16 protein-coding genes are annotated in these 14,859 nt (G+C 20.0%); 4 read left to right on the top strand and 12 right to left on the bottom strand.

The window, feature by feature from the left end:
- From atpG to atpB, 6 genes are read right to left on the bottom strand one after another with little or no spacing between them, the layout of a single operon-like run.
- Positions 1–852 (bottom strand): ATP synthase F1 subunit gamma, encoded by an 852-nt coding sequence (gene atpG, locus H0H39_RS00340; RefSeq protein WP_185877428.1) that lies wholly within the window; start codon positions 850–852, stop codon positions 1–3.
- A gap of 12 nt (positions 853–864) precedes the next feature.
- The gene (gene atpA / locus H0H39_RS00335) at positions 865–2,448 is read right to left on the bottom strand and encodes a F0F1 ATP synthase subunit alpha (protein WP_185877427.1); all 1,584 of its coding nucleotides are present in this window, start codon (positions 2,446–2,448) and stop codon (positions 865–867) included.
- A gap of 28 nt (positions 2,449–2,476) precedes the next feature.
- Positions 2,477–3,034, bottom strand: coding sequence for a F0F1 ATP synthase subunit delta (locus H0H39_RS00330; RefSeq protein ID WP_185877426.1), 558 nt, complete (start codon positions 3,032–3,034; stop codon positions 2,477–2,479).
- Positions 3,035–3,040: 6 nt separating this feature from the next.
- A complete protein-coding gene (gene atpF, locus H0H39_RS00325) occupies positions 3,041–3,526 on the bottom strand; it encodes a F0F1 ATP synthase subunit B (RefSeq protein WP_185877425.1) in 486 nt (161 codons plus the stop codon).
- Positions 3,527–3,549: 23 nt separating this feature from the next.
- Positions 3,550–3,777, bottom strand: coding sequence for an ATP synthase F0 subunit C (atpE, locus tag H0H39_RS00320; RefSeq protein WP_185877424.1), 228 nt, complete (start codon positions 3,775–3,777; stop codon positions 3,550–3,552).
- Positions 3,778–3,789: 12 nt separating this feature from the next.
- Complete coding sequence (gene atpB / locus H0H39_RS00315; RefSeq protein WP_185877423.1) at positions 3,790–4,866, bottom strand: F0F1 ATP synthase subunit A; 1,077 nt, start codon at positions 4,864–4,866, stop codon at positions 3,790–3,792.
- Between the two features lie 165 nt (positions 4,867–5,031).
- Between atpB and H0H39_RS00310 the strand changes: the two genes are divergently transcribed.
- Entirely contained in the window at positions 5,032–6,183 is a 1,152-nt protein-coding gene (locus H0H39_RS00310; protein WP_185877615.1) for a trans-sulfuration enzyme family protein, read from the top strand.
- Positions 6,184–6,193: 10 nt separating this feature from the next.
- Here H0H39_RS00310 and cysS read toward each other — a convergent pair whose 3' ends face one another.
- From cysS to nadE, 3 genes are all read right to left on the bottom strand, one after another.
- Positions 6,194–7,645: a cysteine--tRNA ligase gene (gene cysS / locus H0H39_RS00305; RefSeq protein WP_185877422.1), complete on the bottom strand. Its 1,452-nt coding sequence runs from the start codon at positions 7,643–7,645 to the stop codon at positions 6,194–6,196.
- Positions 7,646–7,655: 10 nt separating this feature from the next.
- On the bottom strand, positions 7,656–8,363 hold the full coding sequence (gene folE, locus H0H39_RS00300; protein ID WP_238785654.1) for a GTP cyclohydrolase I FolE: 708 nt from the start codon (positions 8,361–8,363) through the stop codon (positions 7,656–7,658).
- Positions 8,364–8,439: 76 nt separating this feature from the next.
- On the bottom strand, positions 8,440–9,228 hold the full coding sequence (nadE, locus tag H0H39_RS00295) for an NAD(+) synthase (RefSeq protein WP_185877421.1): 789 nt from the start codon (positions 9,226–9,228) through the stop codon (positions 8,440–8,442).
- Positions 9,229–9,241: 13 nt separating this feature from the next.
- On the opposite strand from nadE, the gene tsaB reads away from it, so the two are divergent.
- From tsaB to H0H39_RS00280, 3 genes are all read left to right on the top strand, one after another.
- A complete protein-coding gene (gene tsaB, locus H0H39_RS00290; protein ID WP_185877420.1) occupies positions 9,242–9,892 on the top strand; it encodes a tRNA (adenosine(37)-N6)-threonylcarbamoyltransferase complex dimerization subunit type 1 TsaB in 651 nt (216 codons plus the stop codon).
- 77 nt (positions 9,893–9,969) lie between these two features.
- Complete coding sequence (locus H0H39_RS00285; RefSeq protein WP_185877419.1) at positions 9,970–11,733, top strand: TrkH family potassium uptake protein; 1,764 nt, start codon at positions 9,970–9,972, stop codon at positions 11,731–11,733.
- A 7-nt stretch (positions 11,734–11,740) separates the two neighbouring features.
- Positions 11,741–12,469: a potassium channel family protein gene (locus H0H39_RS00280; RefSeq protein WP_185877418.1), complete on the top strand. Its 729-nt coding sequence runs from the start codon at positions 11,741–11,743 to the stop codon at positions 12,467–12,469.
- 13 nt (positions 12,470–12,482) lie between these two features.
- Here the strand turns inward: H0H39_RS00280 and H0H39_RS00275 are convergent, their stop codons facing one another.
- From H0H39_RS00275 to H0H39_RS00265, 3 genes are read right to left on the bottom strand one after another with little or no spacing between them, the layout of a single operon-like run.
- The gene (locus tag H0H39_RS00275; protein ID WP_185877417.1) at positions 12,483–13,694 is read right to left on the bottom strand and encodes a hypothetical protein; all 1,212 of its coding nucleotides are present in this window, start codon (positions 13,692–13,694) and stop codon (positions 12,483–12,485) included.
- Between the two features lie 18 nt (positions 13,695–13,712).
- Entirely contained in the window at positions 13,713–14,345 is a 633-nt protein-coding gene (locus tag H0H39_RS00270; RefSeq protein ID WP_185877416.1) for a c-type cytochrome, read from the bottom strand.
- Positions 14,342–14,857: a DUF3341 domain-containing protein gene (locus H0H39_RS00265; RefSeq protein ID WP_185877415.1), complete on the bottom strand. Its 516-nt coding sequence runs from the start codon at positions 14,855–14,857 to the stop codon at positions 14,342–14,344. Before H0H39_RS00265 ends, H0H39_RS00270 begins: the two co-directional genes overlap by 4 nt.
- Positions 14,858–14,859: the final 2 nt, after the last annotated feature.

Below are 14,859 nucleotides of genomic sequence, written 5' to 3'. Positions count from 1 at the left end.
TTATCTATTTTTTAATGATTCTAATCCTCCTATAATTTCAAGTATTTCCTTAGTTATAACAGTTTGTCTTTCTTTATTATAATTTAATGTCAGATTATTTTTCATATTATATGCATTTTCTGTAGCTTTATGCATTAAAATCATACGTAATGTATGTTCACTAGATAAAGATTCAAAAAATGATTTTTTTAATTTTGTTTCAATATAAAAAGGGATAAAATATTCTAAAAAATTTTTTTTACAAGGTTCTAAAATAGGGGTCAATTTAATTGACTTATTTACATAAGTAATTGGAGTAATTGGAATCAATTTTTTTACTAAAATTTTTTTATAATAATTTTTTTCAAAACTATTAAAAATTAAATATACTGAAGTAATTTTTTTATTATAAAAATCTTTTGTTAATTTAATAGTAAAATTTTTTAAATCATTTTTGAATGAAAAATTGTTATTCCATATATTTAATTTGTTGTTAATAATATAATTATTTCCCTTTTTTCCTATTGAAAAAAAAAATAATTTCATATTATTTTTTTTTTTTTTTATTATATCATGAATTTTATTAAAAATAGAAATATTGAAAGATCCACATAGGCCCTTATCAGAAGTAAAAAAAATAAATAATTTTTTATTATTTTTTTTAGTATTATAAAAAAAAAAATTATTTATATCAACGACATTCATTGTTTCTATTAAAATAGATTGTATATGATTTAAATAATTTGTAACATGAAAAAGATTTTTTTTATATTTATTTAATTTTGATATAGAAATCATTTTCATAGCTTCTGTAGTTTTAATAACCGAATTAATAGAAGATATTTTTCTTTTGATTTCTTTTATATTTGACATAATTACAATTATTTATTTATATTTATTACTATTATTTATTATTTTTATTGCAATATTTTTTAATATATCAGATTTTTTTTTATCAAAAATTCCTTTTTTTAAAGAATATAATAATTCTTTGTAATTTGTATTTAAATACAACAAAAATTCACTTTCGAATAATGAAATATTCTCTATAGGAACATTTTTCAATATTCCTTCTGTTCCAATATAAATAATAGCAATTTGATCAGATATATCATATGTATTATGAGCTTCCTGTTTCAAAATTTCTATATTAATTTTTCCTTTACTTAAAATTTCTGAAGTAAAGGAATCTAATTCTGAACCAAATTTAGAAAAAGATTCCAATTCTCTAAATTGAGATTGATCTAATTTCATAGTACTAGATATTTTTCTCATGGAATGTATTTGAGCCGCCCCACCAACACGAGACACTGAAATACTTTCATTAATTGCAGGTCTTATTCCAGAATTAAATAAATCTTTTTCTAAAAAAATTTGTCCATCTGTAATAGAAATAACATTAGTTGGAATATATGAAGATATATCACCAGATTGAGTTTCCACTATAGGTAATGCAGTTAATGAACCTCCTCCATCTACTATATGTTTAATTGATTTTGGAATATTATTCATTTTAATAGCTATATTCTTATCTTTTATTATTTTAGATGAACGTTCCAATAAACGAGAATGAAGATAAAATATATCTCCAGGATAAGCCTCACGACCAGGAGGTCGTCTTAATAATAAAGATATTTCTCTATAAGAAACAGCTTGTTTTGACAAATCATCATATACAATTAAAGATGATTTTCCAATATCACGAAAAAATTCTCCAATAGCTGTACCTGAAAAAGGAGCATATACTTGCATAGATGCTGATTCATAAGGACTTGAAGCTACTATAGTAGTATAAGACATAGCACCTTTATCCTCCAATATTTTTTTTATTTTTGCTATTGTTGATCCTTTTTGACCAATTGCAACATAAATACAAAAAACTGTGTTTTTTTTGTAAAATCTTTTTTGATTAATTATAGTATCAATTGCTATTGTAGTTTTACCTGTTTGTCTATCTCCAATAATTAATTCTCTTTGTCCTTTTCCAATAGGTATCATAGAATCTATAATTTTTATACCTGTTTGTAATGGCTCTTTAACAGGTTCTCTATAAATAACCTCTGGAGCCTTTCTATCTACAGGCATATCAAATAATTCTCCTTCTATAGGGCCCTTACCATCTATAGGATTTCCAATAGTATTTATTACTCTACCTATTAATCCATATCCTACTTTTATAGTAAAATTTTTTTTAGTTCTTCTTACAAAATCTCCTTCTTTTATATTTTTATAAGAATTTAATAAAACAATACCAACATGATCTTCTTCAAGATTTAATATTATTCCTTTATTTTTTTTATCAAATTCTACTATTTCTCCAAAAAATGCAGAATTTAATCCAAAAGATCTTACAATTCCATCACCAACTTGAACTACAATTCCATATTCAGATAATTTTGATTCAAACTGAAAATCAGATAATTTTTTTTTTAGTATTGAATGAATTTCAGAATATTTTATATTTGACATGTGTTTGTGTTATAATGATAATTATTAATTAAATCTCTGTATTTATACGATCAAGTTGTTTATTTATACTATAATTCCATTCTTTATAATTATAAATAAATAAAAATCCTCCTATAATAGATTTATCTATTTTATTAATTATATTATATTTTTTACCTTTTAAATTAAGTATTTTTTTTGCAATATTTTCTTGAATTTTTTTATCTATAAATATGGGAGAAATAATCATACACTTTATAGTGTTATTTTTAATTTCGTTATATATATCTATATATTTTAAGAATATTTCTTCTAAAAGAAATAACCTATTTTTTAATATTAATAATTTAACAAATTGAAAAATAAATATATCACATTTAAAATAATTAAATAATTCATTTATGATATTTATTTTTTTTTGTTTACTTATTAATGATGTATACAAAAATTTTTTTAACAAAGAATTTTTATATAAATAATTTTTTATATTTTTTATTATTATTATAAAATAATTAGTATTAGTAATATTTTTATTATTTATTATATCTTCAGTTAATTCAAAAAGAATTGTAGCATAATGTTGTATTATTGTTTTATAGGAAATCATATTGATTTATAATTTATCAATTAAATTTTTTACGAAATCTTTTTGATCAATATCATTATTTAATTTTTTTCTTAATATTTTTTCTGCTATTTCAATAGAAATTAATTTTACTTTATTTTTTAATGATTTAACAGCATTTTTTTTTTCTATATCTATAATTATTTTTGTTTCATTTAATATTTTATTTCTTTCTATAAGAGCTTCTTTTTTAGCTGAATTTTTTATATTTTCTTTAATTTTAATAGTTTCCATTAAAATAGCATTTCTTTTTTCATAAGCTTTTTTAATGATAATACTTTTTTTATTTTCTATTTCATATAATTTATTTTTTATTTGAATTGCATTTTCAAAAGATTTATTAATTATTTTTTCTCTTTTATTAATAAATTTCATTATTGGATTCCAAGCAAATTTAGAAAGAAACAACAATAATATTACAAATATTATTGTATTCCAAAAAATTAATCCAATAGAAGGAGTGATTAAATCCATAATTACATCATAAACATTATATTTTATTTAAATACGGCTAACAATGAAGTTACTATTCCAAATAAGGCGGCTCCTTCAATAAGTGCAGCTGCAATTATCATTGCGTTTTGTATTTTATCAGATGCTTCAGGTTGTCTAGCAATAGATTTCATAGCAGAACTTCCGATTCTACCAATTCCTAATCCAGCACCTATTACTGCTATTCCAGATCCTAATGCAGCTAATCCAGCATATGTTAAATCTATATCCATAATATTTATTTTTTAATTTTTTTCATAATTTTTAATAGACATTCCAATTATTAAAGCAGATAACGTTGTAAATATAAAAGATTGTAAAAACGAAACCATTATTTCTAGTAATGAAATAAAAAATCCAAAAAATAAAGAAAAACCAATAATAAAAATATTTTTAAAAATAAAAATAAGGCAAATAAAACTTAAAATAATAATATGACCAGCCATTATATTAGCAAATAAACGTATACCTAAAGTTATTGGACGAATAAAAACTCCAATAAATTCTATAGGAGCTAATATAAATTTAATACCTATAGGAACATTAGGCATCCACAAAATATGTTTCCAGTAACTTTTTTTACTATATAACATCATCATAATAAATGTTATAGTGGATAAAACAAATGTAACATTTATATTTCCTGTTACATTTGGAAATATTGGAATAATTCCCATCAAATTGTTAACCAATATAAAAAAAAACGATGATAGTAAAAAATTTATGTATTTATTAAACATTTTTTTTCCTATATAAGAAATAGCAATTTCTTCTCTAATGAATATAATTATATATTCTATTAATATCCCTATTTTCCATTTTATTGTAACATTTTTACTTGATCTTAAATCAATATTATCGTATTCTTTTTTCATACGAATGAAAGAATAAATTATGATTAAAAATGCTATTATAATAGAAATTACATTTTTTGTAATAGATATATCTATTGGTTTTCTATTATTTAGTTTATTGTTTTTAAATATTAAATTTCCTGATTTATCAGTTTCATATATAATTTCATGAAACATTTTATAATAACCATGTTTACCATTAAACAGTTTTCCATTATATAATTTAGAAGATAAAAAAATATCAAATCCATTGTTCCAAATAATAATTGGTAATGGAATAGATATTTTTTTATCACTATTTTCTATAAATGTCCATTCATGTGAATCACTTATATGATCAAATATTATATTCGATACATCCAATTTATTTTTTTTATTAATATTGTTATTATTATTTCCATATAAACCATATAAAAATAAAAAAGAAATAAAAAAAATGAAAAATAATCTAATAAATTTTGATATCATTGTTAATATTTAGAAAATAGATTAATATTTTATAAATGAAAAACAAATTTATGTTTTTTTTTAAAAACAAATAAAATCATTTTATATAAAAAATGTATTTCCATTTTTTAAATTGAAAGAGTACATTTGTATAATTACTGTATTACGTTTTTTAATGTATAAATGATGAAGGAAGAAACAAAAATTATTCAAAACATTTTATCAGATCCTCTTACAGGAGCAATATCTACTCCTATATATCAAACATCAACATATGTACAAGAAGCTCCTGGTATTAACAAAGGATTTGACTATACAAGAACTAATAATCCTACAAGAAGAACTCTGGAAAAATTCATTACAAAATTAGAATATGGATATGATAGTATAGCTTTTTCTTCTGGATTAGCATCTATTGATGCTATTTTAAAATTATTGAAATATAAAGATGAGATTTTAGCTGTTAATGATATATATGGAGGAACTTTTAGATTATTAAATCTATATAAAAAATTGGGAATTAATACTCAATATATAGATATGACTAATACAAAAAATATATTACACCATATTTCTAATAAAACTAAATTAATATGGATAGAAACGCCAACTAATCCTACATTAAAAATATCTGATATAAAAGAAATATGTAAAATATCTAATAAATTAAATCCAAATATATTAATAATAGTGGATAATACTTTTGCTTCTCCAGTTATTCAAAATCCAATTAATTTGGGAGCAGATATAGTAATTCATAGTGCTACAAAATATTTGGCTGGACATTCAGATGTATTAGCAGGATTAATTGTAGTAAAAGAAAAAGAATTATACGAAGAATTAAAATATATTCAAAATGCAACAGGAGGTGTTTTATCTCCAATTGATAGTTGGCTTACTATAAGAGGAATTCAAACTTTATATTTAAGAGTAAAAAAACAATCTGAAAATGCTAATAAAATAGCATTTTTTTTAAATGATAAAAAAAATTCATCTGTTGTAGATAAAGTTTATTATCCAGGATTATCTATACATAAAAATCATTTAGTAGCATTGAAACAACAACGATATTTTGGAGGTATTGTTTCATTTAGTCTTATAAATGATACAATTGAATCGGCAAAAAAAGTTGTAACATCTACTAAATTATTTAAATTAGCTGAAAGTTTAGGAGGTACAAAAAGTTTAATATGTCATCCTGCAACTATGACTCATAAATCTACTCCATCAAAAATTAGAAAAAAATCAGGGATACAAGATTCTCTTATTCGTTTGTCTATTGGGATAGAAGATGTGGAAGATTTGATAAATGATTTGAATAATTCATTTTTATTATAATATTTAATTTTTATAATTTTTTATCATTTGTTATAATTCCAAATTGTAATAAAATTTCACGTATTTTATCGGAAATAATCCAATTTTTTTGTTTTCGTATTTTATTACGGAATTTTATTAAATTATTTACTAAAGAATTAAATTTTTTATCATTGTTAATATTACAATTTATTTTAGAAAATCCTAATATATCAAAAATAAAATGATTCATATGTTTTTTTAATAAATTAAAATGAAATATTGTTATGTTATTAAATAATTCTGAATTTATTATAAAATTAGAAGCTTTAAATAAATAAGAAATTAACATAGGAGTGTTAAAATCATCATTAATAGATTCATAACATTTATTTATCCAATTATGTACATCAAATTTTATATTTATTTTATTTGTATTATTAGGAACAAATTTTTCTAAAATTTCTATGGATCTTTTTATTTTAATATAACTTTTTTCCGTTTTTTTCAAATTTTCAATAGAAAAATTTATAATACTTCTATAATGAAATTGTAAAATAAATAATTTAAAAACATTAGGAGAAGAAATTATTTTTTTATTAATAAGGTACTCTATTCTAAGAAAATTTTTTAAAGATTTACTCATTTTTTTCCCGTTAATAGTAAGCATATTAGTATGAATCCAATAACGAGCAAATGTTTTTTCTGTATTGTTAATTCCAATTGATTGTGCTAATTCACATTCATGATGTGGAAATTTTAAATCTATTCCTCCTCCATGAATATCAAATATATTACCTAAATATTTAGTACTCATGCTAACACATTCAGTATGCCATCCTGGTACTCCATTCCCCCATGGAGAAATCCAACTCATAATTTTTTTTTTGTTAGATTTTTTCCAAATAGAAAAATCATACAAATAATTTTTTTCATTATATGAAAAATTTTTATTAAAAATAAGATTTTCAATTTTATTTTTACTTATTATACCATAACGATATTTTTTTACATAATTATTTAAATTAAAGTAAACAGATCCATTTGCTTCATATGCAAGTTCTTTGTAAATTAATGTTTTTATTAATTCTATTTGTTCTATGATATGTCCTGTGGCAGTAGGTTCTATACTTGGAGGAAGTATATTTAAGATGTTTAATGTATTATGAAAAGAAACTGTATATTTTTGTACAATTTCCATAGGATCAAGTCCTTCTATAAGAGATCTTTTTACTATTTTGTCTTCATCATTTTCTTCATTTTCTAAATGTCCTACATCTGTAATATTCCTAACATAACGAACTTTATATCCTAAATGCATTAAATATCTAAAAATAACATCAAATATTATGAAAGTACGATAATTTCCTAAATGTAAATGATTATATACTGTTGGTCCACAAACATAAATTCCAATATAACCATTATTGTTAACTGGACGAAATAATTCTTTTTTTTCTGTTAAAGAATTATATATTAATAATGTTTTATTTGAAATATTCATATTTCAAATATTAATAATATGATTTTATATGATGAAAAAATTCTTTTCTAATATCAGAATTATTTTTAAAATTTCCAGTTAATTCAGTAGTAGTAGTACTACTATCTGTATCTTTAATTCCACGTGAATTAACGCATAAATGTTTTGCTTCTATTATACATGCTACATCATTAGTATGTAATATTTTTTTTAAATAATCAACAATTTGTATTGTTAAACGTTCTTGTACTTGTGGTCTTTTGGAATAGAAATCTACAATTCTATTTATTTTAGATAATCCTAATACTTTACCACTTGATATATATCCAACATGAGCTTTTCCAATTATTGGTAAAAAATGATGCTCACAAGTAGAATAAACTGTAATATTTTTTTCAATAATCATTTGTTTGTATCTATAATTATTATTAAAGACAGATGATCTAGGTTTATTTTCTGAAAAAAGTCCACTAAATATTTCTTCTACAAACATTCTTGCAACACGATTTGGAGTTTTTTTTAAACTATCATTATTCATATCTAATCCTAAAACTTTCATAATATGAAAAAAATGTTTTTCTATTTTTAAAATTTTTTTCATTTTTTCTTTATTAATGGTATATTTTTCTGTTATTTTTTCAATTAATTGATTTTTATCAATATTAACTATTTTTTCTACAGAAAAATCTTCATTTTTTTTTATTTTATGATCTTTAATTATCATTATGTTATAATTCATATTAGATCAAATATATTATTATTAATAATTTTTGTATTTTGTTAAAAAAAACAAAATTACAAAAACAATATTTTTATCATTTTTCTTTATAAGAAGAAGGAATATTACAAATTGGAATTTTATCTATTTTATGTTTATTTTTTGAATGTAAATATTTATATTTTTTAATAATTTTATTTTTAGAAAAGATATTATTGTTTTTCTTAAATAACATAATATTCATAGCCCATTCTAAATTATCATAAGATAATCCTATTTGTTCTTCATCAGAACGATTATCTTTCCATAATCCATCAGTTGGTTTAGCTTTTTGAATTTCAGAAATAATATTTAATTCTTTAGCAAGAAGACGTATTTCACTTTTATTTAAATCAGCTATTGGTTGTATATCTACACCTCCATCTCCATATTTAGTAAAAAATCCAATACCAAAATCTTCTATTTTATTTCCTGTTCCAACAACAATATAATTATTTAAATTTGCATAATAGTATAACATAATCATTCGCATTCTAGATTGTACATTTGCTAATGCTAAATCATTATTTATATGATTTTTAAATGCAATATTTTTACAAAAAAAATTAAAAAAATTATGTAAATCTTTTTTTAAATAAAAAACATTTGAATAATTTGATAATAGAAATTTTGCATGTTTTTTAGCAAGAATATTTCTATTTTCTATAATAGGAATCTCTATAACCATTGTAGGTATACCTGTCATAGATGTTAGTACTGATGTTACAGAAGAATCAATGCCTCCAGATATACCTATAACAAATCCTTTTGAATAAGAATTTTTTATATATTCTTTTAACCAAGATACTATATAACTAATAATTTTATTGACTTTAATTTTTATCATATAAATTTATATTATGTCTTTAATACTTAATATAGAAACATCAACAAAAAATTGTTCTGTTTGTATTTCTAATAATGGAAAAAATATGGTTCTTGTTGAAGAGAATTCAGAACAATATTTACATTCAGAAAAATTACATATGTTTATTCAATATGCATTAGAAATAGCAAAAATTAATATTAAAAATATTGAATCTATTTGCGTAAATATAGGTCCTGGATCATATTCATCTTTAAGAGTTGGAATATCTGCTGCAAAAGGATTATGTATATCATTAAATATTCCTTTATTATTTTTAGATACTTTAACAATTTTAATACAAAAAATAAATATAGAAAAAATAAATAATAATTTCAATAAAAATATACTTATAGTTCCAACATTATATGCAAAAAAAAATTATTTTTATACTTCATTATTTAATATAAATAAAAAAAGAATTACTCCTATATTTATTGAAAATAATAAAGAATTTATACAAAAAATAAATAAAAAAAATCATTTATATATAATAGGAAATTTATTATTTCCTATATCAGAAAAAAATGTTAAAAAAATGATTTTTTCTAATCCTTCTGCATTAGAAATGATTTATATATCTTATAAAAAATTTTTTAAAAAAAAATTTGTTAATGTAAACAATATTAGTCCAATATATTTGTAATTTTTTATTATAAAATATTCAATTGAATTTAAAAATAATAAATTTTTAATGTTACTTTAAATAAATAATAAATACTTATGATTCTTAATAAAATTAAGAATATTCTAGAAATATTTTATCCTATTGTATTTTTTTATATAATTATACATTTAGGGTGGTGGAAAGAGTATAATAACAATATTCTTAATACTAAAATTCTAATTGGAATAATATTTGTTATTAACATAATGCATTTTTTTATACTTTTTGATAAAAAATTAGAAAGAGACTATAAATCTATGATATTTTTATCTTCTTTAATATTATTTATTCCTATAGTTTTATTTTTAACAAAAATTTATTTTATAAAAAATAAAAATTATTCTATAATAAGAATATCTTCAATTATAAGTTTAGTAATATATATATTAATACGTATTACATATTCAATGAAAAAAATATATATGAAAATACACAATCCAATTTTCATATTTATTATGAGTTTCATTTTTTTAGTTTTTTTGGGATCTATTTTATTAATGTTACCAGCATCTACAGTTAGAAATATATCATTTATAGATGCATTATTTACTTCTACTAGCGCTGTATGTGTTACTGGATTAATTGTTTTAGATACATCTAAAGATTTTACTTTTATAGGAAAAATTATTTTATTAATATTAATAGAATTAGGTGGATTAGGCATTTTAACTATTACTTCTTTTTTAAATTATTTTTTTAGAAATGGATTTTCGTTCAAAGAAGCAGTTTTTGTTAGTAGTTTTCTAAATACAAAAACAACAAATAATGTTTTACTTTTTGCTGTAAAAGTTGTTTTTTTTACAATTATTATAGAATTAATAGGATCATTATTAATTTATTTATGTATTAAAAATAGTGGAATAAATATTTCTATGATAGAATATAATAATTTATTATTTTTTTCAATTTTTCATTCTATATCAGCTTTTTGTAATAGTGGATTCTCTATTCTTAGTCAGGGATTTTATTCTAAATTTATAAGATTTAATTATTGTTTTCAATTAATTATTGCATTTCTAATAATTTTAGGTGGAATAGGGTTTAATATATTATTTAATTTTTTTCATTTATTTTGGTTAAATATAAAAAAATGTTTCTATAAAATTTTTAAACATGAGTATATAAGACCACCTATTAACATAGTAACTTTAAATACAAGAATTGTTATTATAACAACTTTTTTTCTCATAATTTTTGGTACTATATTTTATTACATAAGTGAATATTATTTTTCTCTTGAAAAACATTCATCTTTATATGGAAAATGGATTATTTCTTTTTTTTCATCTGTTACAGCAAGAACAGCTGGATTTAATGTATTGAATATGAATAATTTAAATCCTATTACTATATTAGTAACCATATTTTTAATGTGGATAGGAGCTTCTCCTGCATCTACTGGAGGTGGAATAAAAACAAGTACTTTTGCATTAGCTATTATGAATATAATTTCTTTATATAAAGGAAAAGATAGATTAGAAATAAGGAGAAGAGAAATTTCTAGAGAATCTATAAGAATAGCTTTTTCTATTATTATGTTATCTTTAATTATTATATATACAAGTGTTTTATTTATATTATTTTTTGATCCAGAAAAAAATATTTTATCTATTTTTTTTGAGGTATTTTCTGCTTTTTCTACTACAGGATTATCTTTAGGTATTACATCTAGCTTGTCAACTGTTAGTAAATTGATTTTAATTTTATTAATGTTATTAGGAAGAATAGGTATTTTTAATATAGTAATTAGTTTTTTAAGAAAAAATAAAATTAATTTTAATAATTACTATAAACTTCCTGAAGAAAATATTTTAATATAATATATTAATGAAAGTTATAATTATTGGTCTAGGAAATTTTGGAAGATCTTTAGCAATTAATTTAACAAATAATGGTCATGAAGTATTTGGTATAGATTGTAAAATGGAAAAAATTGATTTATTGAAAGAACATATTTCTGATGTAGTTTGTATGGATGCTAATAATGAAGCTGCTTATGAAGCATTACCTATTCATCAAGCTGATTTAGCTATAGTAGCTATAGGAGAAAATGAAGGATCTTCTATAGTTGCAACAGCTATCCTAAAAAATAAATATAAAAATCTTAGAATAATAAGTAGATCTTTATCTAGAATTCATGATACAATATTAGAAGCTATGGGAATTAATGATATAGTACATCCAGAACAAGATGCTGCATTTAGATTAACTAAACAAATAGCATTTAATTATGCATTAGATTATTTTAGAGTAGATAATAAATATTCTATTGCAGAAGTTTTTTCTCCAGAAGATTTTATTGGAAAAAAGGTTAAAAATGTAAATCTAATTAAAAAGTATTCTGTTTCCTTAATTACTGTTATTCGTAATATTAGTGGTAATATAAAATATTATTTTAATAGTGAAGATTCAGATAGAAAAGTAATAGGATTAGTTACAGGAGATACTGTTTTGCAAATAGGAGATATATTAACAATATTTGGTTCTAATATATCTATTATGAATTTTATAAAAGATAAAGAAATAAAAGATATCGATAAAAAATTCTGTATTTAATTTTTTTAATATATTATGTTTTATGTTGTTTACTTTCATGATAAAAAGGATGTCCATAATAATTTATTTTTGAATTATTAATATTTGTAAATATTATATAAAGAAATAATCCTCCTATTATTAATATAGGACTTATATCTGTTATTTCAACTGAAAAATTATTACTTAAATCAGGAACTATTAAATTATATATATTTATATAATGTCCAATTAAAACAATTATGGAAACAGTAAAAACTATTTTTATATTTTTTTTGTTATTTTTACTCATTAGTAATAACAATGGAATTAAAAAATTTGGAATTAATATCCATAAATGAATATTATGAAAAATTTTTTCTCTTTTCAAAAAATAATATATTTCTTCTGGAATATTTCCATACCAATATAATAAAAATTGTGACAGCCAAAAATAACTCCATAGTAAACTACTAGAAAATAAATATTTGCTTAAATCATGTAAATGACTTTCTTTAAAAAAAGGAAATAATTTTTTTTTCTTTAGAATTATTGATATTATTGTAATAAAAGAAATTCCTGTAACAATAAATCCACTTAGTAAATACCATCCGAATAAAGTACTAAGCCAATGAGGATTTAATGACATTATCCAATCCCAAGATATTAATGGAGATGTAATTGAAAAAAATATAATAAAATAAATAGATATAGAGTATAATTTTTTATAATCATTAATAGAATAAGATATATTTAGTTTTTTAGATATATTTTTTATTTTAAAATAAAAAATATTGCATAATAGTAAAAATATAAAATTTCTAACAATAAAAAATGGAATATTTAAATATATATTTTTTTTTTCAATAATTTTATCGTATTCAATTGAATGTGGGTTATATAAATTATTATTCATCCAGTTAAATATGCAAATATTTTTATTAAATATATTTAATAATATAATATAAAATAAGATAATACTTCCATAAGGAATAAAAGATGATATTTTTTCCATAATTGGATGTATTATAATAGACCATCCAGATTTTGATGCATTTTGAATTGATAAAAATAAAAATGAACCAATAGATAAAGTTATGAAATAAATAGAAGATACATATAATCCGATCCATAACTTTTTTTCCATAATTATATTTAAAAAACTATTTTTATTATAAAAATATGAATTAATTCCATGATATATAATTAATAATAATCCTATTATAATTATAGCTATAATAATTTTCTTTAATAATTTAAAATTCATTTATATATATTTGTTTTTTTATTTTTTGTTTCTTATATACATTACATATTTAGAAACTTCCCATCTATCTTCATTATTTAGTTGATAAGTATAAGAATTCATATTATTTTTACCATATGTTATTACATAATATACACTACCTAAAGTAAGATCTCTATCTTTATAATTAGGAACTCCTAAAATTTTTTCGTTTTTTACTAAAAATCCTTGTCCATCACCGTTTTCTCCATGACATATAGAACAATTTATATTATATAATTTTTTTCCCTCTTCATAATTTTCATTTTTTTTATTTTTTAAAATAAAATTATAATCATTAATTTTTTTAGAAAAATCAAATCCATTTTTTGAAATAGAATCAGAAATCTTATCAAAAAATTTTGTTCTAGGAATAGATCCATTAACAGGAAAAAGAGAAGATGTTTTTTTTTTTAAAAAAAAAGGTATTTTTATTTTTTTACAATCTTTTTTACAGGAAAAATTTGGATCTGAATATGGTTCATATGCATTAGAATAATACATATCAGGCATATATACTATATTTGGATTTTTTTTATTATTAAAGATAAAAAAATAGAATGATAACATTATAATTGTTATAGAAATAAAAAACAAAATAGAATAATAAATATGTTTTAAACTTATTTTCATTTTTTTATTAATTTAATTTCTTTTGCTCCATTTTTTTTTAGTAGATTTATTATATATTCTATATCATTTTTAATATAAATTTTTATTAAAAACATGTCATCAGTTGTTCTTGGATCTGGATTTTTTTGTGTACGTCCTGGATATAAATTGCATTGAATTAAATAAGTTATACACATAAAATGTGCAGAAAAAAAGATAATTAATTCAAATATTACAGGAATAAAAGATGGGAAATTTCTTATCCAAGAATAAGAGGGTTTTCCTCCTATATTTTGTGGCCAATCAAAAATCATAGTATACCATATTAATAAACTTGAAAATAAAAATCCTAAAAAACCATATACAAAAGATAAAATTGATAAATTTGTTTCGCATAAATTAAGTAAATGATTTACTTCATGAATAGGATATGGTGAATAAATATCTTGTATAAAACAATTTTTATTTTTATTCAAATTTTTTATACTCTTTATAAGACCATTTTCATTATCATATAATATGTAATACAACATAA

Origin of the sequence: Blattabacterium cuenoti (assembly GCF_014252315.1) — a bacterium.
GTDB classification, from domain to species: Bacteria; Bacteroidota; Bacteroidia; order Flavobacteriales; family Blattabacteriaceae; genus Blattabacterium; species Blattabacterium cuenoti_AI.
The sequence above is the reverse complement of the archived record's forward strand: the minus strand, read 5'-3'. Positions and strand labels throughout refer to the sequence as shown.

Bases quoted from the DNA above. Each gene is read 5' to 3' on its own strand.
- H0H39_RS00280 (WP_185877418.1), top strand. From the start codon at position 11,741: ATGAAAGTTATAATTATTGGTCTAGGAAATTTTGGAAGATCTTTAGCA.
- tsaB (WP_185877420.1), top strand. From the start codon at position 9,242: ATGTCTTTAATACTTAATATAGAAACATCAACAAAAAATTGTTCTGTT.
- folE (WP_238785654.1), bottom strand. From the start codon at position 8,363: ATGAATTATAACATAATGATAATTAAAGATCATAAAATAAAAAAAAAT.
- cysS (WP_185877422.1), bottom strand. From the start codon at position 7,645: ATGAATATTTCAAATAAAACATTATTAATATATAATTCTTTAACAGAA.
- atpE (WP_185877424.1), bottom strand. From the start codon at position 3,777: ATGGATATAGATTTAACATATGCTGGATTAGCTGCATTAGGATCTGGA.
- H0H39_RS00275 (WP_185877417.1), bottom strand. From the start codon at position 13,694: ATGAATTTTAAATTATTAAAGAAAATTATTATAGCTATAATTATAATA.
- H0H39_RS00270 (WP_185877416.1), bottom strand. From the start codon at position 14,345: ATGAAAATAAGTTTAAAACATATTTATTATTCTATTTTGTTTTTTATT.
- H0H39_RS00330 (WP_185877426.1), bottom strand. From the start codon at position 3,034: ATGATTTCCTATAAAACAATAATACAACATTATGCTACAATTCTTTTT.
- atpB (WP_185877423.1), bottom strand. From the start codon at position 4,866: ATGATATCAAAATTTATTAGATTATTTTTCATTTTTTTTATTTCTTTT.
- atpG (WP_185877428.1), bottom strand. From the start codon at position 852: ATGTCAAATATAAAAGAAATCAAAAGAAAAATATCTTCTATTAATTCG.
- H0H39_RS00285 (WP_185877419.1), top strand. From the start codon at position 9,970: ATGATTCTTAATAAAATTAAGAATATTCTAGAAATATTTTATCCTATT.
- H0H39_RS00310 (WP_185877615.1), top strand. From the start codon at position 5,032: ATGAAGGAAGAAACAAAAATTATTCAAAACATTTTATCAGATCCTCTT.
- nadE (WP_185877421.1), bottom strand. From the start codon at position 9,228: ATGATAAAAATTAAAGTCAATAAAATTATTAGTTATATAGTATCTTGG.
- atpA (WP_185877427.1), bottom strand. From the start codon at position 2,448: ATGTCAAATATAAAATATTCTGAAATTCATTCAATACTAAAAAAAAAA.
- H0H39_RS00265 (WP_185877415.1), bottom strand. From the start codon at position 14,857: ATGTTGTATTACATATTATATGATAATGAAAATGGTCTTATAAAGAGT.
- atpF (WP_185877425.1), bottom strand. From the start codon at position 3,526: ATGGATTTAATCACTCCTTCTATTGGATTAATTTTTTGGAATACAATA.